The 20,518-nt window shown below is 56.9% G+C and carries 11 protein-coding genes; 6 read left to right on the forward strand and 5 right to left on the reverse strand.

What is annotated here, in order from left to right:
- Nucleotides 1-138 precede the first annotated feature (138 nt).
- Nucleotides 139-870, forward strand: coding sequence for a DUF2161 domain-containing phosphodiesterase (locus tag ABD796_RS06685; protein WP_344904861.1), 732 nt, complete (start codon nucleotides 139-141; stop codon nucleotides 868-870).
- Between the two features lie 57 nt (nucleotides 871-927).
- Nucleotides 928-2,520: a polysaccharide deacetylase family protein gene (locus tag ABD796_RS06690; RefSeq protein ID WP_344904864.1), complete on the forward strand. Its 1,593-nt coding sequence runs from the start codon at nucleotides 928-930 to the stop codon at nucleotides 2,518-2,520.
- 1,085 nt (nucleotides 2,521-3,605) lie between these two features.
- Here the strand turns inward: ABD796_RS06690 and ABD796_RS06695 are convergent.
- Together ABD796_RS06695 and ABD796_RS06700 are read right to left on the reverse strand one after the other, a co-directional pair.
- Complete coding sequence (locus tag ABD796_RS06695) at nucleotides 3,606-4,742, reverse strand: response regulator (RefSeq protein WP_344904867.1); 1,137 nt, start codon at nucleotides 4,740-4,742, stop codon at nucleotides 3,606-3,608.
- A gap of 66 nt (nucleotides 4,743-4,808) precedes the next feature.
- Complete coding sequence (locus ABD796_RS06700; protein ID WP_344904870.1) at nucleotides 4,809-5,999, reverse strand: histidine kinase; 1,191 nt, start codon at nucleotides 5,997-5,999, stop codon at nucleotides 4,809-4,811.
- Between the two features lie 456 nt (nucleotides 6,000-6,455).
- Here ABD796_RS06700 and ABD796_RS06705 point away from each other — a divergent pair, with 456 nt between their 5' ends.
- Nucleotides 6,456-15,335 carry an SdrD B-like domain-containing protein gene (locus ABD796_RS06705; RefSeq protein WP_344904873.1) on the forward strand — a complete coding sequence of 2,960 codons (8,880 nt, stop codon included), beginning with the start codon at nucleotides 6,456-6,458 and terminating at the stop codon, nucleotides 15,333-15,335.
- Nucleotides 15,336-15,497: 162 nt separating this feature from the next.
- On the opposite strand, the gene ABD796_RS06710 is transcribed toward ABD796_RS06705, so the two are convergent.
- Nucleotides 15,498-16,424 (reverse strand): NAD(P)/FAD-dependent oxidoreductase, encoded by a 927-nt coding sequence (locus ABD796_RS06710; protein ID WP_344904876.1) that lies wholly within the window; start codon nucleotides 16,422-16,424, stop codon nucleotides 15,498-15,500.
- Between the two features lie 238 nt (nucleotides 16,425-16,662).
- On the opposite strand from ABD796_RS06710, the gene ABD796_RS06715 reads away from it, so the two are divergent.
- Both ABD796_RS06715 and ABD796_RS06720 read left to right on the forward strand, forming a co-directional pair.
- Nucleotides 16,663-17,106 (forward strand): hypothetical protein, encoded by a 444-nt coding sequence (locus ABD796_RS06715; protein WP_344904879.1) that lies wholly within the window; start codon nucleotides 16,663-16,665, stop codon nucleotides 17,104-17,106.
- Entirely contained in the window at nucleotides 17,103-18,170 is a 1,068-nt protein-coding gene (locus ABD796_RS06720) for a phosphodiester glycosidase family protein (RefSeq protein ID WP_344904882.1), read from the forward strand. The genes ABD796_RS06715 and ABD796_RS06720 overlap by 4 nt, the downstream gene beginning before the upstream one ends.
- A 454-nt stretch (nucleotides 18,171-18,624) precedes the next feature.
- On the opposite strand, the gene ABD796_RS06725 is transcribed toward ABD796_RS06720, so the two are convergent.
- On the reverse strand, nucleotides 18,625-18,873 hold the full coding sequence (locus ABD796_RS06725) for an AbrB/MazE/SpoVT family DNA-binding domain-containing protein (RefSeq protein WP_344904885.1): 249 nt from the start codon (nucleotides 18,871-18,873) through the stop codon (nucleotides 18,625-18,627).
- A 201-nt stretch (nucleotides 18,874-19,074) separates the two neighbouring features.
- Nucleotides 19,075-19,539 (reverse strand): tRNA (cytidine(34)-2'-O)-methyltransferase, encoded by a 465-nt coding sequence (locus ABD796_RS06730; protein ID WP_344904888.1) that lies wholly within the window; start codon nucleotides 19,537-19,539, stop codon nucleotides 19,075-19,077.
- 220 nt (nucleotides 19,540-19,759) lie between these two features.
- Between ABD796_RS06730 and ABD796_RS06735 the strand changes: the two genes are divergently transcribed.
- A complete protein-coding gene (locus ABD796_RS06735; RefSeq protein ID WP_344904891.1) occupies nucleotides 19,760-20,473 on the forward strand; it encodes a response regulator in 714 nt (237 codons plus the stop codon).
- The last annotated feature ends 45 nt before the right edge of the window (nucleotides 20,474-20,518 follow it).

Genomic DNA, 20,518 nt, shown 5'->3' on the forward strand with positions numbered 1-20,518 from the left:
ATTTTCGCTTCCGCTCTGCAAAATCGTTGAAAAAACGATGAAAGCGGCACGCTCCGACAAACCCGGCGGCTTACGTATGATATAATCGAACAAACGGCAAGCCGACATCAAGATCTTGACTGCAAGGAGGGGGCGAAAGTGGCCATCCGGAACGAAACCGAGCTGTATGAGCCGGTCAAACGCTATATGGAGTCGCTCGGCTTCGAGGTGCGCGGCGAAGTGCGCCACTGCGATCTGGTCGCCCTGCGCGGCGACGAGCCCCCCGTCATCGTGGAGCTGAAGAAAACGCTGAACGTGCCCTTGCTCGTGCAGGGCATCGACCGGCTGGCGCAGACCGACCGGGTATACGTAGCCGTGGAGCTGCCGGAGAGCGGTCGGGCACCACATGGCCTGAAATGGTCGGAGGTGTCCCGGCTGTGCCGCTGTCTTGGGCTCGGCCTGATGACGGTCCGCTTCTATAAATCGAAGCGCAGGCCAGCGGTCCAGGTCGTCTGCGAGCCCGAGCCGTATACGCCGAGGAAGAGCAAGCTGAAGACGACACGGCTCATCCACGAATTCCGCGAGCGGAGCGGCGATTACAACGTCGGGGGGAGCACGCAGCGCAAGCTCGTGACCGCCTATCGGGAAAAAGCGCTTGACGTGGCCATCATGCTGCAAAGACACGGCTGCTTGTCGCCTAAACGGATCAGGGAACTGACCGGCAACGCGAAGGCGGCGCTGCTGCTGCAAAAAAACTACTATCGCTGGTTCGAGCGGGAAAACCGCGGCATTTACCGGCTGACCTCTCTCGGGGAGCAGGCGCTGGAGCAATACAGCCACGTTTGGCAGACAAAGTTCGGCGGCAAAGAGGAATGTTCGGACAACCCGTAGGATAAGATGGATAGAAGAACGTAGCACATTACATAAGTCCTTTTGCGGGGTGGGAATATGGTCGGTATCGTTAGCAAAAACAAACTGAAGCTGCGCGAATGTGTCGCACCTTTATTGGCTGCGGCAGCCCTGTTTAGCGCGGGATGCGTCGCCGAGGAGCGGGAACGGTTTTCCGTTGCGCCGGAGCACGGGCAGACGCTTCGTTCCCCGGGAGCCGACGGCGATAAGCCGCTCTCCGCGGGCGGCGATCCGTCGCGGGAGCAGCACCGACCGGGTGCCGGCGCGGACGCCAACCGGCTTGCGCCCGCTAAAGAGCCGGGTATGGAGGCAGAAGCGATGACGAACGTTCAATCCGGTGCAGGCGCGGGCTCGGGGTACGGCCGGGCAGCCTCGCAACCTGTCGGTATCGCTCCATCTGAAAGCGATAACATTACTTACGGCGGCTACGGCTCGGCAAACGCGGCTCCCCACGACGGAAACCCATCCTCTGCGGAGGCTTCTGTCAATGGGGCGAACGGGTCGGCCGCTACGTCTGGTAATGCGGCGTACGGCTCGGCGACTACGTTTGGTAATGTGGTGTATGGCTCGGCGGCCACGTCTGGTAATGTGGTGTATGGCTCGGCGGCCACGTCTGGTAATGTGGTGTATGGCTCGGCGGCCACGTCTGATAATGCGGCGCATGGATCGGCGGCTACATCTGGTAATGCGGCGCATGGATCGGCGGCTACATCTGGTAATGCGGCGCATGGATCGGCGGCCACTCCTATTGATGGGGCGCATGGATCGGCGGCTACATCTGGTAATGCGGCGCATGGATCGGCGGCCACTCCTATTGATGGGGCGCATGGATCGGCGGCTACATCTGGTAATGCGGTGCATGGATCGGCGGCCACTCCTATTGATGGGGCGCATGGATCGGCGACTACCCCTGTCAATGGGGTGCAAGGCTCGGCGGCGACGCAGCCTACCGCTCCGGTTAAGCCCCAGCGGGCCAAATTTTCGATTCCGGTGCTCAATTATCACAGCATCGGCGTGGAGCCCGACAATAATGCGGTGCTCGATCCGCGCAAACTGGACGAACAGATGGCCTATTTGGCGGACCAAGGCTATACAGCCCTTACGCTCCGGCAGTTTATCGGCATCTGGGACGGCGCCGCAAACGTTCCTGCCAAGCCGGTACTGCTTACGTTCGACGACGGCTACACGGACAATTACACCGAGGCGCTGCCCATTTTGCAAAAATACGGCTTTACGGCCACTCTGTTCGTCTCCCCCGGTATGGTCGGGCAGGATGGCTACTTTGCCGATTGGGAACAGCTTCGGGCGCTGCGCGACGCCGGATGGGACATTCAGCCTCATGGCATGACGCATCCGTACTTGCACAAATTGACGGCCGAGGAGCAGCGCTCCGAGATCGCCGAATCGATCCGGCTCGTGAAGGAGCAGATGGGTGTCGACACTGAAGTTTTCTGCTACCCATACGGCATGCGCAACAAAGATACGCTCAAACTGCTGGAGGAACACGGGGTACGGTTCGCCTTTACGATCGATCAGGGCCGTACCGAGCCCACACAGCATCCACTTCTGCTGAAGCGCCTCTTCGTCGGGGGCAAGGAAAGCATGGACACCTTCAAAAAGAAGCTGAAATAAACAAGTCCCCCTTATATGCTAGACGCTTCCATTCCCGCTTCCGTTGTGCCGGGGAATCGTCTTGCATATAAGGGGGCACATTTGCATCCAGCCAGCCACGTACGGTCTCCACCGCCGTATTCGCGTCGCGGCTTTCTGTGCTGAAGGCAGCTTTTCACTCTGTGCCAGCCGAGTCTTCACTCTGCACCAACCAAGTAGTGAAAAGACGCGAATCGGCTGCTTTGCCGCCGACTGGCCCGCGTTTATGCTCGAAAGAGTATTATTCCGCGGCCGGAAGGCGCTCTAACGAGAGTTAATGCTATAAAGAACATTAACTCGCACAGAAGAGTCCCGGATCGACCTCTCTCCGGCCAACTGGCCCGCGTTTATGCTCGAAAGAGCATTATTCCGCGGCCGGAAGGCGCTCTGCCGAGAGTTAATGCTATAAAGAACATTAACTCGCACGGAAGAGGCCCGGATCGGCCTTTCTCCAGCCGACTGGCCCGCGTTTATGCTCGAAAGAGCATTATTCCGCGGCTGGAGGGCGCTCTGCCGAGAGTTAATGCTATAAAGAACATTAACTCGCACAGAAGAGTCCCGGATCGACCTCTCTCCGGCCAACTGGCCCGCGTTTATGCTCGAAAGAGCATTATTCCGCGGCTGGGAGGCGCTCTGACGAGAGTTAATGCTATAAAGAGCATTAACTCTCACGGAAGAGACCCGCTTCGGCCTTTCTCCGACCAACTGGCCCGCGTTTATGCTCGAAAGAGCACTATTCCGCGGCTGGAGGGCACTCTGCCGAGAGTTAATGCTATAAAGAACATTAACTCGCACGGAAGAGGCCCGCTTCGGCCTATCTCCGGCCAACCGGCCCGCGTTTTTGCTCGAAAGAGCATTATTCCGCGGCGGGAAGGCGCTCTGACGAGAGTTAATGCCGCAAAGAACATTATCGCAGCGTTCCGCACCCGCGCGCAACCTGCAACGGGCGCTCCGTCGCCGCATCCGCGTGTCGAAGCTTTCCACGGGGCAAACAGACCACGCCCCTGCCGTGCTTTCCCGGCGCTCCGGTCCGCTCCCTTCCGCTCAGCCCTGCCTCATGCCGTTCGTTATACGGTGCGTTTGCCCGGCTTTCGGCCATCGTACCACGTCCGGATCGTCTCCGAAACGTCGGCGCCGAATTCCGTCTGCAAGATGTGCTCCAGCTCCGCATACCATTTATCTACCGACGTCCACTCGCCGAGCTTGTCGTATTGCTGCATCAACGCGAAGTAAACCTGCTCGGAATACGGGAACATCCGTACGATGCGGTAATACAGCGAGACCGCCTCCGTCCGCCGCTCTTCGCCATCCAGCCATTCGGCTACAGCCAACGCATGACGCAACCAGATCGTCTTTAGTCGCTCCCGCTCGCTTTCGGCCCACAAATAATCGTATTCGGCAAAATAATCGCCGCGGTACAAATCGAGCAGACGGTAATGCCTGTCCAGATTGTCCGGCCGGATTTCCTTCTCCTGCATGACGCCGCGTTCCCATTCCTCCACGTCGAGCTTCATCCCGTTCAGCTCCAGCCGATACCCCTTCTCGAAGCTGACGATCCGGATATCGATGCCGAGCGCATCCATCGTTTTGCGGATTTGATACACCGCCGTATACAGCTGCGTATTGCCCCGCTTCACATCGACCTCCGGCCAAAGCAGTTCCAGCAGCACGTCTTTGCGCACCAGGGAATCGCGGTAATGGACCAAGTAAGCGAACAGCTCCTGCGCCTTCGTCGTGCGCCACGGGATCGCTTCGGGCTTGTCCAAATCGAACTCCATAATCTGAAAACAACGCAGCATCGCCGGGCGGTTTTCCTCCGTCTCCTGCTTGCTCTGCATGCGGCTCTGCATACGGCTCGACAGCCGCAGCACCGTACGAGACAGACGCTCGTCTTCGACCGGCTTTAGCAAATAGTCGACCGCATTCAATTCGAACGCCTTCAGCGCATATTCTTCGTAAGCCGTAATAAACACGACGCTCGTAGCCGGGGCTTTCTCGGCCAATAGCTCCGCCGCCTCGATCCCGCTCAGCCCGGGCATATCGATGTCGAGAAAGATCACGTCAGGGGATAGTTCCGTTACGGCCTCCAGCGCTTCCTCCACGTCCAAATATTTTCCGATCACCTCTATCTGCCCGTTGACGACCAGCTTCTTCTCCAAGTATCGCAAGGCCAGCATTTCATCGTCTACCAATATCGCCTTCAACTGTCGCTCACCTCTTCCATAAATGCCGCTTGTCCCGACTCTGCCGCCCTCTATCAGGCACCTCGGTCATAAAGGCCAGGAGAACCCCTGCTCCACATACATGCGCGAACTGTAACCCTTAGTATCCCCGGTTTCGGTCTCGGCCAGCTCGGGACTGTCCGCGATGGCAGCCGGCAGCTTGACCGTAACGTTCGTCCCTCTGCCCGGCTCGCTCTCGATATCCAGTCTTGTTCCATATTGACGCATCAGCCTGGCGTTTGCAATCGAAATGCCTTTTCCGGACATGGGTCCGCAATCGGCCTGCAGCTCCTTGAGCATCGTATTCTCGATGCCCACCCCATCGTCGCGAATGCGGATGACGTAGAAGCCCTCTTCCAGCGAGACGGCTATCGACAGCCGGCCTCCCGTCTTTCGCTTCATCAGCCCGTGACGAATCGCATTTTCCACGATGGGCTGGATCGTCAACGGAGGCAAGTAAAAGGCGAGACCTTCCTGTACCTTGATCGTCGCCCGCAACCGCTCGCCGAACCGCGTTCGTTCAATATACAAGTAAGAACGGATCAATTGCAGCTCCCGCTCGAATGCCACGACCTGGGACAGCCCTTCATAACGAAAGCTCTCCCGCATATAGCGAGAAAATTCCATCAGCAAAAGCCGCATCTGCTCGGGCGACTCCTCGCTGAGCGCCATGATCGAATTAAGCGCATTAAACAAAAACTGCGGCTTGATCTGCGAGCGCAGCAAAGACGATTCGATCTTGACCCTTTCCCGCACGGCGGCCCCCATCGCAAGCAGAGTCGCCGCGCGCACGCGCAGCTCCGATGCTTGAACCGGCCTGGCCAGAAAATCGTTTGCCCCGGCGGAGAGCGCCTCGGCCATATCTTCGTCGCATCCGCCCTCGGCGAGCACCAGAACCGGCAGCTCGTACAGTGCACAGCGCTCGCGTATGCGGCGGCACAGCTCGGCTCCGGACAGATCGGGCAGAGCAAGCTCCAGCACGACCAGATCCGGCTTCCCGATACGGGCCAGCAGGCGGAGCGCTTCCTCCCCCCGGGACGCCGTACTGATGCGCACGTTTTCAAGCGCAAGCAAGCTTTCCGGCACCGACCTGTCATCGAGGCTATCGACAATGAGAATATGCGCTTCGTTGCGCGCAGAGCTCGTATGGATTTGTTTTTTGGTATCTCCCCCCGCTCCGGTCGTCCGGAAACCGGGGGCGTCCGCCATTCGGTAGCGGTTCCTTTTTTCGCCGATCACGATTGCACCCCCTCTGCCTTCCTGAAAGGCGGGATATCCGTATCGTACCGCCAACGACTGAACATTTTTTGAACATTTGCTTACCGGATACGCGGCGGGGACATTTTTCCCGAAAAAAAGGAATTGTTCAGAATTTGTACAGTGCGTTCTGATTAAATGATTCGCTGTCAGAACAGCGCAACCGATTCGACAATTTTATCGGTTCCGGCACGTACTTCGTTCGGGCATAGACGGCTCGTACAAAGCAGAAACACGGTCAACCGACCTGACTTTGGACAAGCGAAAAGGGGGAATGAACGGCTCGCTCATCGTGCCTAATCGGCTGCGTCGCATTCCGTGTGCAGTACGGACGGCGTATTCCCGAACATACGACACCTAGAGGACTTTCGGGAGCGAAGCGAAGGAATTGATTATTATAGAAAACTGCACAGCCGGAAAGATAAGGAGAATACAAGCATGCAAAGGCTTAAACGGATTCAAGCGGCAGTCTGGGCTCTGGTACTTTTCCTGAACGTGCTGCTGCCAACCCCGGCAGGGGCGGACGCCGGAACAACGGCCGGAATCCAGCTCGCCATGCGAAGTACCGAAACGGTCGTGGACTCCGGGAAACGTTTTACATACGAGATCGATTACAGCGTATCCAGCACGACTCAGCAGTATTCGAACGCACTTATCGCCCTGCCGCTGCCGAACGAGATCAAATTCGATTCGTCCATCGACAGCGCGGATACGTTCAGCTCGTATGACTCGGCTACCCACTCCGTTATTTTCAATTTTTCAGGAACCCTTTCGGCCGGTACGACCGGAACGCTTCAAGTCAACGCTTATTTCGGCAATTATACGACACCGAACGACAGAACGGCCACCACCAGGAGCGAGTTTCGCAGCGACCAGGGCAGCGTGCAGTCCAATGACGTAGCGGTGAAGGCGCGGGCTGCAGCCTCCTGGGAACTGTCCAAGGACCGTTCGCGTCCGGTGGAAGCCGTCGATCCCATGGCTGGCAGCGAGGTCGAATACAAGCTGACCTTCAAGGATACAGGCTCCGGCTCCTACGGCAAGTTGAGCCTCTCCGACGTGGTCGTAACCGACCTTCTGCCGGACGGCGCAGTATTGCTGGGAACCCGTTCGACATCGGGCGTAACCCCGGCGGTTTATGGCCAGCTTGTGACCTGGAACTTGGGAACGCTGGGCGAGAACTCTCCTTCGACCGTGGATTTTTGGGTCAAGGTCAAATACCCGAGCACCATCACCGGCACGGTCACAAACAAAGCCGACGCCAGCTACACAGCGCTCGGCGAAGCGGCGGTAGCGCGTCATGCAGAAGTGACGCACGGATTTACAACGATACCGCAGAATGACGGCACCCGTTTCGACAAATGGGTACATCAAGCCCAGAAGGAAATATCGCCGGGGCAGGAAGTCAATTTTTATATCGGGGGCTTGTACAGCCGGGCCAACGTCAACCTGCAGAAATACGAGGTTGTCGACATGACCCCGCCCCATCTCGAGCTGGTACAGATCGAGACACCCGCATTCAGCGGCATTCCATCCTACAAGGTCCAATATACGCTGAACGCGAACCCAGCGGAAAGCGACTGGACGGACTGGGATACGGTGAGCGCAAGTACGAAGACGACGCTGAAAACGGCCGACGCTCCGGTCTCCGGAGCGAACGTGAAAGGCGTCAAGCTGATCTTCGGGGAAGTGCCGATCGATTTTGACCAGCAGGCCCCGATCGAGCTGCGCTACAAATCGGACCCGGCCTTCAACGCACCGGTTCAGCCCGGCACACTCGTCACGAATTCAGCCGTGCTGAAGTACGAGTTTGAGGGGCAGACGAAGACGGATACCAAGTCCGCGGATGTCCGTATCGTACAAAGCCGTCCGCTCGTCGAGGTGAAGAAATCGTCGGTTAACGGCACGAACTTCTCGCCGGGCGATACGATCAAGTACCGGATTTCCATTTCCAACTCGAGCTACAGCAGCGCAGCGCTGCAAAATCCGGTCGTTACCGACCTGCTGCCCGCATCGCTGCAGTACGTGGCGGGAAGCGCCAAAGTGGCCGACAAAGGCGGTCTGACGATCGCGGCCCCCACCATTACTGCCGTGCCCGACACCGATCCGAATCGGACGCTAATTACCTGGAAATGGGACGACACTCTTCCCGCCACTATCGGCATCGACAAGAAAATCGAGCTGGAGCTGGAGGCAGTCGTCAAACCGGGTACGTCTACCGGGAATATCGAGAACGTGGCCGAGGTCAGTTCGGATAAGCACGTCTATTTGAACAATGCCGACTTCACACAAAAGCTGTTTAAAAACAACAAGTGGTACTTGTACAACTCCAGCTTCGTCTACATCAACTCCGTCGCCCGTCTCGTATCCGTCAAATGGGTACAAGGCGATTTGGATAACGGAGCGTGGAGCAAATACCCGGACATCGGCAAAACGACGCCGGGCGGAAACGTCAAGTACAAGCTGCAAATTACGAACGTCGGCAACATCCCGACCAAAGGATTGCTGATCGTCGACGCGCTTCCGCGGATAGGCGATACGGGCGTGGTCGACAAGTCGCAGCGCGACAGCAAATGGAGTCCTTCGCTGACCGGCAAAATAACGATCCCCGATCCGGCGCTCGCCGCCAAGGTCAAGATCAGCTACAGCACCGATCCGTCGGTGTCGATGAGCGACGGCCACTGGTCGACCGAGCCACCCGCCGATCTGACGCTCGTTACGGGAGTCAAGTTCGAGTTCGACGACAGCTACGTGATCCAGCCGGGTCAGGAGCTGGAGCTAAACTGGGTCATGCGCGCCCCGATAGACGCGCCGCCTAACCAGAACGCTTGGGCATCCTTCGGCTTCACCGCCAAACGGGCCGACACCAATACGATGCTGCTGACGACCGAGCCGCTCAAAGTCGGCGTTGTCGTGAATACAAGCACGCTTGCGGAGATCGGCAACTACGTATGGCGGGACGTCGACGGCGATGGAACGCAGAACGAAGGTCCGGAGCATGGCGTCAACGGGGTTCAAGTGGAGCTGTATGATGAAGCCAACCTGACGACGCCGCTTCAAACGACGATTACAAGCAACAATCAGACGGGGCAACCGGGCTACTACTTGTTCCCCAATCTGGTTCCCGGCAACTACAAGGTGAGGTTCATTACGCCGGACGGCTATGACGGCTGGACGATTGCTTCCGCAGGAACGGGCGCAACCGGCTCCGACGCCGATCCGACTACAGGATGGACTGCTGCAATACCACTTGCCGCCGGTGCGAAAAATTACGACATCGATGGCGGTCTGATCGCCCCGAAGGGCAAAATCGGGGATACAGTTTGGCTCGACGATAACGGCAACGGCTTACAGGATGCCGGAGAACCCGGCAAAAGCGGAGTTGTCGTCAAGCTTTACGACAAGAACGGATTTTTGATCGGCACGACGACGACGGATACCAACGGTCAATACTTGTTCCCTTATTTGACCGCCGGAGACTACACCGTTCTGTTTGAAAAGCCGACTGGCGATTTCCGTTTCACCAAGTACAAGGAAGGCCCCGACCGCACCAAGGATTCCGATGCAGACGTAACGACCGGCAAGACGGCCACGATCACACTCGCGAAAGACGAAGCGAATATGACGATCGACGCGGGCTTGATCGAGCCTAGAGCCAGCTTGGGCGACCGCGTCTGGATCGACTTCAACGAAAACGGCGTACAGGATGCGGGCGAGCCCGATTTGGCGAACGTAACCGTCAGACTGTTAGACGCCAGCGACAACGTGCTGGCGACGAAGACAACGGACACGAACGGCAACTACTTGTTCGATAAGCTGTGGGCCGGCACGTACAAGGTGCAGTTCGTCCTGCCGGACGGCAAGCACAAGTTTACGGTCAAAGGCGCAAGCACAGCTACGCCTGCCACCGATTCCGACGCTAACACGGCAACCGGCAAAACCGACTCGATCGAGCTGGCCCATGGGGAATCGAACATGAAGATTGACGCCGGCGTGATCCAAGCCCGCTCGAGCATCGGCAACCGCGTCTGGATCGATGATAACGCGAACGGCGTGCAGGATGCGGGCGAACCGGGCAAAAACGGCATAACGGTCAAGCTGCTGAATGCCTCCGGCACCGCTATCGCCAATACGACGACCGTGAACGATTCCATTTACGGCGACGGCTACTACTTGTTCGACAAGCTGTGGCCGGGCACGTACAGTGTCCAGTTCGACTTGCCTGCCGGCGGCGGCTACCGGTTTACGCAGAATGGCTCCGATCCGGCGTCCGATACGGATTCCAATGCCAATCCCGCCACCGGACGGACGGAGCAAGTGACCCTTGCGAACAACGGGGATTCGAATCCGACGATTGACGCCGGACTGGTCGAACCGAAGGCCAGCTTGGGCGACCGCGTCTGGATCGACTTCAACGAGAACGGCGTGCAGGATGCCGGCGAAGTCGGCTTAGCCGGCGTAACCGTCAAGCTGCTCGATAGCAGCAATAATGAGCTTGCCACAAAGACGACGGACACCAACGGCAATTACTTGTTCGACAAGCTTTGGCCGGGCACGTACAAGGTGAAGTTCATCCTGCCGAACGACAAGCACAAGTTTACGGTCAAAGGCGCAAGCTCTGCTACGCCTGCCACCGATTCCGATGCCGAACCGACAAACGGCATCACCGATGCGATTACGCTCGGACATGGCCAGTCCAGAACGGACATTGATGCCGGCGTGATCCAAGCCCGCTCGAGCATCGGCAACCGCGTCTGGATCGACGATAACGCGAACGGCGTGCAGGATACAGGCGAACCGGGCAAGAACGGCGTAACGGTCAAGCTGCTGAATGCCTCCGGCACTGTTATCGCTACGAAGACGACCGTGACCGATTCCATTTACGGCGACGGCTACTACCTGTTCGACAATCTCTGGCCGGACACGTATAGCGTCCAGTTCGACTTGCCTGCCGGCGGCGGCTACCGGTTTACGCAGAAGGGCACCGATCCGGCGTCCGATACGGACTCCAATGCCGATCCCGCCACCGGACGGACGGAGCAAGTGATCCTTGCGAACAATGGGGATTCGAATCCGACGATTGACGCCGGACTGGTCGAACCGAAGGCCAGCTTGGGCGACCGCGTCTGGATCGACTTCAACGAGAACGGCGTGCAGGATGCCGGCGAAGTCGGCTTAGCCGGCGTAACCGTCAAGCTGCTCGATAGCAGCAATAACGAGCTTGCCACAAAGACGACGGACACCAACGGCAATTACTTGTTCGACAAGCTTTGGCCGGGCACGTACAGGGTGAAGTTCATCCTGCCGAACGACAAGCACAAGTTTACGGTCAAAGGCGCAAGCACTGCTACGCCTGCCACCGATTCCGATGCTGAACCGACAACGGGCATCACCGATGCGATTACACTCGGACACGCCGAGTCGAATCCAAACATTGATGCCGGCGTGATCCAAGCCCGCTCGAGCATCGGCAACCGCGTCTGGATCGACGACAACGGCGACGGCGTGCAGGATGCGGGCGAACCGGGCAAGAACGGCGTAACGGTCAAGCTGCTGAATGCCTCCGGCACTGTTATCGCCACGAAGACGACCGTGACCGATTCCATTTACGGCGACGGCTACTACCTGTTCGACAATCTCTGGCCGGACACGTATAGCGTCCAGTTCGACTTGCCGAGCGGCGGCGGTTACCGGTTTACGCAGAAGGGCACCGATCCGGCGTCCGATACGGATTCCAATGCCGATCCCGCCACCGGACGGACGGAGCAAGTGACCCTTACGTACAACGGCCAATCGATTCCAACGATTGACGCCGGACTGGTTCAACCGAAGGCCAGCATCGGGGATCGCGTCTGGATGGATGCCAACGACAATGGCATTCAGGATGCCGGTGAACTCGGCAAATCTGGCGTAACCGTCAAGCTGCTCGATAGCAGCGGTAACGAGCTTGCTTCGAAGACGACGGATACAAACGGCAATTTTTTGTTCGATCAGCTGTGGCCCGGCACGTACAAGGTGAAATTCGTCCTGCCGGACGCTACGTTCCGCTTCACGAAAAAAGGTACGGCCGCCGGCCCCGGTATTGCAGGGGATGATTCCGATGCGGATCCGGATGGCATTACCGATCCGATCGTACTTGAACATGCCGAAGCCAACTCGAACGTCGACGCCGGCTTAATCGTGGGCCGGTCCAGCATTGGCAACCGCGTCTGGATCGACGACAACGGCGACGGCGTGCAGGATGCGGGCGAACCGGGCAAGAACGGCGTAACGGTCAAGCTGCTGAATGTCTCCGGCAACGTTATCGCCACGACGACGACCGTGACCGATTCCATTTACGGCGATGGTTACTACCAGTTCGCTAACCTGTTTCCGGACACGTACAGCGTCAAGTTCGACTTGCCGAGCGGTTACCGCTTTACGAAGAAAGGCTCTGACGCCGCATCCGACAGCGACTCCAACGCCGATTCAACCGGGTTGACCGCTCAAGTGACCCTTACCGCCAACGGAGATTCGAATCAAACGATCGACGCAGGACTGGTCGAGCCAAAATCCAGCCTCGGCGACCGCGTCTGGATCGATGTGAATGAGAATGGCGTGCAGGATGCAGGCGAACCGGGGAAAGCCGGCGTAACCGTCAAGCTGCTCGATAGCAGCAATACGGTGCTTGCCACGACGACGACAGACACGAACGGCAACTATTTGTTCGATAATCTGTGGTCGGACACGTACAAGGTACAATTCGTCTTGCCGAACAACGCAACGTTCCGCTTCACGACGAAAGGTTCGGCGGCCAGCCCCGGTACTGCAGGGGATGACTCCGACGCCAAGCCTGACGGTACAACCGATCCGATCGTTCTCGGACATGCGGAATCGAACATGAACGTGGATGCAGGGCTGATCGAAGCCAAGTCCAGCATCGGCAATCGCGTCTGGTTCGACAGCAACGAGAACGGACTGCAGGACCCAGGCGAGACAGGCAAGAACGGCGTAACCGTGAAGCTGCTGGATGCAAGCGGCAACTTGCTGCGCACGACCGCCACGGTAACGGACGCCACTTACGGCGACGGCTACTACCAGTTCGACAACCTGTTTACAGGAACGTACTTCGTTCAGTTCGAGCTGCCCAACACTTATCTGTTTACGGTGAAAGGAATCAACAGTGCGTCCGATCTGGACTCCAATGCGGATACCAGCACCGGTAAAACGGATGCAATCCAACTGGGCCGGGGCGAATCGAACCAGACGATTGATGCCGGTTTGGTTTTGGCCAAGGGCATGATCGGCGATTTCGTCTGGATAGACACGAATAAAGACGGTATCCAGAATAACGGAGAAGTCGGTCTGAACGGCGTAACGGTATCGCTGTATAACGATTCCGGCGCGCTGCTGACTACGACGACTACGCGGGAGATCGACGGTAAAGCGGGCTCCTACTTATTCACCGGTTTGAATGCCGGCACGTATAAGGTGAAATTTACGCTTCCGTCGGGTTACGCATTTTCTCCGTTACAAGCGGGTTCGGACAGAAGGCTTGACTCCGACGCCACTGCCGACGGCACCACGGACTGGATTACGTTGGCGCAGGGCGAATCGGACTTGACAATCGATGCCGGTCTTCTGCCTTTGCCGGGCGCACTGGGTGATCTGGTATGGTTCGACGCCAACGGCGACGGCATCCAGAATGACGGCAATACCGGCTTGAACGGCATCACGGTCAAGCTGTACAACGAATTCGGACAATTGTTGTCCTCCACTGTCACGAGTTCGGTGTACCAATCGGTATATTCGTCCGTGTACGGGCATTACCAGTTCGATAACCTGAACGCAGGGAAATACAAGATCGAGTTCGTGCTGCCGGACGGCTACATGTTCACGACGAAGGGGACGGGCAGTAATCCTGCCGCCGACTCCGATGTCAATCCGGACGGACAGACCGATCTGATTACCCTTGCCCAAGGCGAGACGAACCTGACCATCGATGCCGGTCTGGTGCTGGTTCCGATTCCTCCGGCGATCAGCTCGATCGGCGACTACGTATGGGTGGACACGAACGGCGACGGCGTTCAGAATGACGGCAATACCGGCATGGATGGTATTACGGTCAGACTGTACAGCGCAGCGGGCAACCTGCTCGCCACTACCGTCACCGCCAACGTTTACGGCACACCTGGCTATTACCGCTTCAATAATCTGGATGCGGGGCAATACCGGGTAGCGTTCGACCTGCCTAGCGGTTACACGTTCACCGCAAAAGGCGTGGGGGACAACAGGGCCGCCGATTCCGACGTCAATCCGAATGGCTGGACGGATCTTATCACGCTCGCTCAGGGCGAGACGAATCTGACCATCGATGCCGGACTGAAGCCGATTCCCGTTCCTCCTTTGCTGGGAGCGATCGGTGACTACGTGTGGATCGATACGAACGGAGACGGTATTCAGAATGACGGCAATACCGGATTAAACGGCGTTACCGTCAAACTGTACAAGGCGAACGGTGATCTGCTTGGTTCCACCGTCACCTCTACTGTCTATGGCAAACCGGGCTATTATTTATTCGATAACTTGATTGCCGGACAGTACCAGGTCGAATTCAGCTTGCCTGACGGCTACACCTTTACGCTGAAAGGGGCAGGCTCCGACAAGACCATCGACTCGGACGCTCAAGCTGACGGCAAAACCAGTCTGATTACGCTCGCCCCAGGTGAAACGAATCTGACCATCGATGCCGGACTGAAGCCGAATGGAACGGACAACCCAGGCACCGGCAACCCTGGCACGGGCAATCCGGGTACGGGTAACCCAGGCACGGACAATCCGGGCACGGGTAATCCGGGCACTGGCAACCCAGGCACGGGCAATCCGGGTACGGGCAATCCGGGCACGGGTAACCCAGGCACGGGCAATCCGGGCACGGGTAACCCAGGCACGGGCAATCCGGGCACAGGCAATCCGGGCACGGGTAATCCAAGCACGAGCAACCCGAGCACAGGTAATCCGAGCACGGGCAATCCGGGTACGGGTAACTCCGAATCCGGCAATGCCGAAACGGGCAGTGCCGAATCCGGCCAGCCGGACGGAAATAACCCGGCCGCTCAATCCGGTCAGGACCAGGAAGATTCCTTAACCGATAAGTACGGAAACGGACTTACGCAAAACGATTCGGACGAGAAGACGAGAGCGGCGCAACTCTCCCGGGAAGCAGGCGTTGCGATTCTCCCAGAAACTGGTGAATCACTGCCGATCGCTCCATGGGTGGGAGCTCTCCTTATCGCCGCCGGCGTTGTACTCCGGTTCCGCAAAAAACGGTTTAACGCTTAGGCGAGACATCGCGAGGTTATCTCGAGTTTCTGTTCAGATGCTTCGACGCTCCGCTAAAGCATTTGTTACGCATGAATAAAGAGCCTCCGGCTCCACCTCAATCGGGTGGAATCGGAGGCTCTTTTACGTAAAGCTAGAGTTGTCCGATCCTATGGAACACGATCATGGGGCGTACGCCGACTGGTCCATTTGCCGCAAAGCTTTATGCATCCATATGGCAGCCTGGCTCCCTTCGCCCATCGCAATCGTCACCTGCTCCGCATGAACGCCAATATCGCCAGCCGCCCAGACGTTCGGGACGGATGTCATTTTCGAGCGGGAATCGGTCATAATATGGCCGTTTTCATGCCGCTCCGCACCCAGTTGGCCTGCCAGCGCCGAACGAACTTCATTGCCCCCGAACGCGATAAACCCCCGTTCCGCTTCCACAAGACGGCCGTTTGCCAGAACGACGCCGTGAAATGTGGAGCCATCCTCTTCTTGCACCACTCGCTCAATTGGTTCAATTAAGACAGTAATCCCTTTGACGGACAACTGCTGCGACACTTCCCCGGCAACGTCCTTTCCCTCATGATTGACGTAAAGAAGCTTATCCGTTCGCTCAGAAAGAATCAGGGCCATCTGCGCTCCGCTATCGCCGGAGCCCATAATGACAGTACGCCGGTTTTGGATCTCGTACCCGTCGCAATCCGGGCACACGTATACCGTTTTGCCGAGACACGGCTCGAGCCCGGGCAATGGAGGGTAGCGATCGACTATGCCGGTGGCTAGGAGTACGGTTTTGGCTTGGTACACGTCTTCCTGCCCTTTTAGCCAAAACAAGCCTTCCCCGCTTCCAGCCTCCGCGATCCCGTCCTGCACGAACCGGACGCCCGTCCGCTCCGCCTGCTCCCTTCCCAGCCTGCGCAGCTCCTGACCGGATATGCCGTCCGGCCAACCTAATATATTGCGGTAGAGGCGGCATACGGTCGAGCGGCCATCCCCTTTGTCGACCACGAGTGTGGAACGCCCGTATCTGCCCATCTGGATGGCTGCTTGCAAGCCGGCTACCCCTCCGCCTACGATTGCACAGTCGTATACCGTCGACATGCTTTGCTCTCCTTCGTCTTAGCCGTTTGTTTCAGTATTCCCGTTCCGACCCAATCGTATCGACAATAAACAGGAGGAAAACCTCTCTGGCGAAAAAGGGCGACAATTGTTAAAATATGAGGAGACGTCTTGTCGTCTTTATACATAATTTAAATTTTTGCGGGAATCTTGAAACATTTTGCCGAAACATTCGTCCAATTAGATATATTTTCCGCAATGAAGAAGCAGAGGTGAACCCTTGAGCACGCAAATGGAAGCAAACGCCAGTCCGGCTGTCGTGGCGGCGCGCAGCGTCAAACCGGCCAAAAAGGCTACGTCCAAAAAATCGTACCTGTTGTTTTTCACCAGCTGGTTTCTGTTGATCGCCACCGGCGTCATGGGGACGATGCTGTATACCGCGCACTTGAGAACGCAGCTAAGCGCCCAACTGGCCGCCCAGACCGAGCAGCAGTTGCAAGCGATGCAAACGGAATACCAGAAGCAGCTGGAGGAATTAAAAACAAGTTTCGCTGCCGACATGACCGCCCTGCAAACAAAGGTCGATTCGTTTAACGAGCTGCTGGCTTTCACGAAAGACAGCGCCAACAGCAAGACCGATAACAGCAACCAGTTGTACACCCAATTGGCCGAGGTCAAGAAAAAGCTCGACGAGCTTAAGCAAAACCTGGACGTGCTCAAATGACGGCACGCGAAATAAACCGCTTCTTCCTGCTTTCCTTGGCTCCGTTTATCGGCATGGCTATCTGGCTTCTGACGGCGGGCTTCACGCTGGACATGCCCCTTCTCGGCTTCACGCCTTCGCTGCAACCGTTCGGCTTGTCGGCAGAAGCCGGCCAAGTTCAGCAAAGCCTCGACAAAGCGAAGGTCAACGCCGTCGCCACGAAAAGCACGATCGAGCAGTTTTTCAAACTGTACGAGCAAAGCGCCAATGATACGAGTTCCATGCTGAAGCTCGCAACGGCCCAGGCCGCCCGTCCTTCGCTTATTTTCGACAACCGGATCGCTGCGGTGTTCGGCAAGCCGACCCGGACGGTGACCTCCGGGAACATCGATTTGCGGCTTTATCAGTTTTCCGATCCGAATTATAAAGGGTATGCGCTTAAAGTCGATCTGAAATCCGATAATGCGATGAAGATGGCGTTAGGCAAAGATAAGGTCGGCAGCTCGGAAACGACCTTGGCCGCGGCAAACCGGTACGGAGCCATTGCCGGCATCAATGCCGGTGGGTTCGCCGACTCGGACGACGGCAAACGGTATCCGCTCAGCACCACGATGCTGAACGGGAAGTATGTCTACGGCTTCGAGCCGACCTTCGAGGATTTGGCGTTCGTGGGCCTTAGCAAGGACCGCAAGCTGATCGGCGGCAAATTTTCGCGGCAGGCCGATCTGGACAAGCTGAACCCGTCCTTCGGGGCGACATTCGTGCCGATTTTGCTCAAAGGCGGGGCCAAGCAGCAAATCCCTTCCAAATGGCTGAATTCGCCCAAACGAGCGCCGCGCACGATCGTCGGCAATTTCGGCAACAACCAGCTGCTTTTCGTTGTCGCCGACGGATACGACGAACGGGGCGGCTCTGGCGCGACGCTGGACGAGCTGCAGGACAAGCTGGCCAAGCTTCGCGTAGTCGACGCCTACAATCTGGACGGAGGCGGCTCCACCTCGCTCGTTTTTGAAGGGCGCACGATCAATACCCCATCGGACGGACGGCTACGCCCCTTGCCGACGCACTTTTTATTTTTCAAATAAATAGCTGTCCAGCGCGGTTGCAGCGGGCTTCGGGCTGCAAATGTTCACAATTCGGCCGTTTTCTTTTCCCGGCCTTTTGGGTATAATAGGCTTAGCTTATTACGGTATTTCCATCTGGGAGGTGTAACCAGACATGTCCATTTTCGCTTCTTCTACCTTTTGGCTTGTCATGGTCGTGTTCACTTTGTTCGTTACCGCCATTCTCACCTCTTCGTACAACGAAGACAGAACGAAGGGCTTGTAAGCGCCGAACGAATCGCGCGATCAACTCATAAGACGGCAACCGCCGCCGCTTCTGCATACCTGGTGTATGCATGGAGCGGCTTTTTGCCGCTTCTGCCGCCGTACCCCTTTAAGCGCACAAAAAAAAGGCACCCCTGCGTGAGTCACGCAAAGTGCCGGCGTCTTGCAACGAATTCAATTCGGACAAACGCTAAGGATTTTATGATAACGATTACAGCGAGAGCGCGGTCATCTCACGCAAGCAATTCACGCAGATGTGCTTCTCCCTATATTCCGTAACCCCGTTCATGTCACCGCAAAACACACATTTGGGGCGGTACCGCTCCAACAATATGTGATCGCCGGAAACTAATATTTCCACGGGATCCCCTTCGTTCATTCTGTATCTTTTGCGCAGCGATTTGGGCAGCACGATGCGGCCCAACTGGTCCACTTTTCTGACAACTCCTGCCGGTCTCAACTCGACTCACCTCTCTTTTACGCTGAAAGTAGAAGGTTTCCTTCCCTTTATTCCACTTCCAGCATTACCAATTCGACGAAAACAAACAAACTCCTGCTTACATATAGGTCTTTATGCCGATTTGATATGGATTTGAAACAGCAACCGCAAGAGCCGCCCGGAGCTCCCCGCGGGGAACCGCTACGGCGGCCCGATGTCGGGTCAGGTCAACCCGAGAAAAGCGTTTTGCCTCAAGCCTTCGAACAGCACAATCGCCGCAGAGTTGGACAAGTTGAGGGAACGGACCGCCCCTGTCATCGGCATACGGATACAAGTGTCGCGGTTAGCTTCGACGAGCTCCGGAGGCAGTCCTTTCGTTTCTTTACCGAATACGAAAACGTCGCCGTCCCGGTAAGCGAAATCGGTATAAAGCCGCCGTGCTTTGGTCGTCGCGTAATAAAAACGGGAGCCTGCCAGCTTCAGGCGAAGCTCGTCAAACGAGTCGTAGTAACGGACATCGACCGAATGCCAATAGTCGAGTCCGGCGCGCTTTAACGTTTTATCGTCCGTGGAAAAACCGAGCGGACGGACCAGATGGAGGATCGTTCCCGTAGCCGCGCACGTGCGGGCGATATTGCCCGTGTTGGCGGGGATTTCGGGCTCGACCAGTACGATGTGAAAAGCCAAGCAGCAAACCTTCTCCCGCAGTAATATGGTTCAAGTACAAAGGCAGACCGCAAGATTAGCTCTGATTTTGTACAAGCTACCGTCTCATTATACAACAAACCGACCGAAAATTTTAACACCCATTTTACGAAAGCTTAATCTTCCCTTTATGTTCGTGAAGCATAATGAGAAGCATAATCCCCGAAAAGCCCGCCAAGATTGCGCTTGAAAGGAGAAGACCATGAGCAGGAAAAAAATATTGGTTGTCGATGACGAGCCATCCATTTCGATGCTGATCGAATTTAATTTGAAGCTGGTCGGTTATGAGGTGCAATGCGTATACGACGGGGAAGCCGTCTTCGAAGTGCTTCCGCAATTCCGCCCCGATCTGATCGTTCTCGATCTGATGCTGCCCAAGCTGGACGGTATCCAGGTATGTAAAAGACTGCGCGACCAAAACAACTTCGTGCCGATCGTCATGCTGACGGCCCTCCAGGACTTGTCCGACAAAATCGCCGGACTCGACAATGGCGCCGACGATTACATGACGAAGCCCTTCAGCCCGCAGGAGCTGATCTCGCGAATCCAGGCCGTTATGCGCCGGACAAGCGCTCTCCCGATAGCCGAGCCGGAAACGCTGCATATCGGGCCGATTCGGATTCAACCGGACCAGCGCGAGGTGCTGGTAAACGACAAAGCCATCGAGTTGACCCCGAAGGAATTCGAGCTGCTGCTGTTTTTGTGCAAGCACCGCGGCAAAGTGCTAAGCCGGCAGCAGCTGCTGCACGGCGTGTGGGACTATCATTTTATCGGGGACACGCGCATCGTAGACGTTCATATCAGCCATCTCCGCGATAAAATCGAGCAAAATGCCCGCAATCCGGAATATATCGTCACGATCCGCAACGTCGGCTATAAGCTGACCGAGCAAACCGCGAAAGAATCGCTGGCCTGAATGCAAGACCGCAGGCCCGTTCCTCCTCCATATTCAAAAAAGACG

Origin of the sequence: Paenibacillus hodogayensis, assembly GCF_039536325.1 — a bacterium.
Classification (GTDB): Bacteria; Bacillota; Bacilli; order Paenibacillales; family NBRC-103111; genus Paenibacillus_AB; species Paenibacillus_AB hodogayensis.

Bases quoted from the DNA above. Each gene is read 5' to 3' on its own strand.
- ABD796_RS06690 (WP_344904864.1), top strand. From the start codon at position 928: ATGGTCGGTATCGTTAGCAAAAACAAACTGAAGCTGCGCGAATGTGTC.
- ABD796_RS06705 (WP_344904873.1), top strand. From the start codon at position 6,456: ATGCAAAGGCTTAAACGGATTCAAGCGGCAGTCTGGGCTCTGGTACTT.
- ABD796_RS06710 (WP_344904876.1), bottom strand. From the start codon at position 16,424: ATGTCGACGGTATACGACTGTGCAATCGTAGGCGGAGGGGTAGCCGGC.
- ABD796_RS06720 (WP_344904882.1), top strand. From the start codon at position 17,103: ATGACGGCACGCGAAATAAACCGCTTCTTCCTGCTTTCCTTGGCTCCG.
- ABD796_RS06735 (WP_344904891.1), top strand. From the start codon at position 19,760: ATGAGCAGGAAAAAAATATTGGTTGTCGATGACGAGCCATCCATTTCG.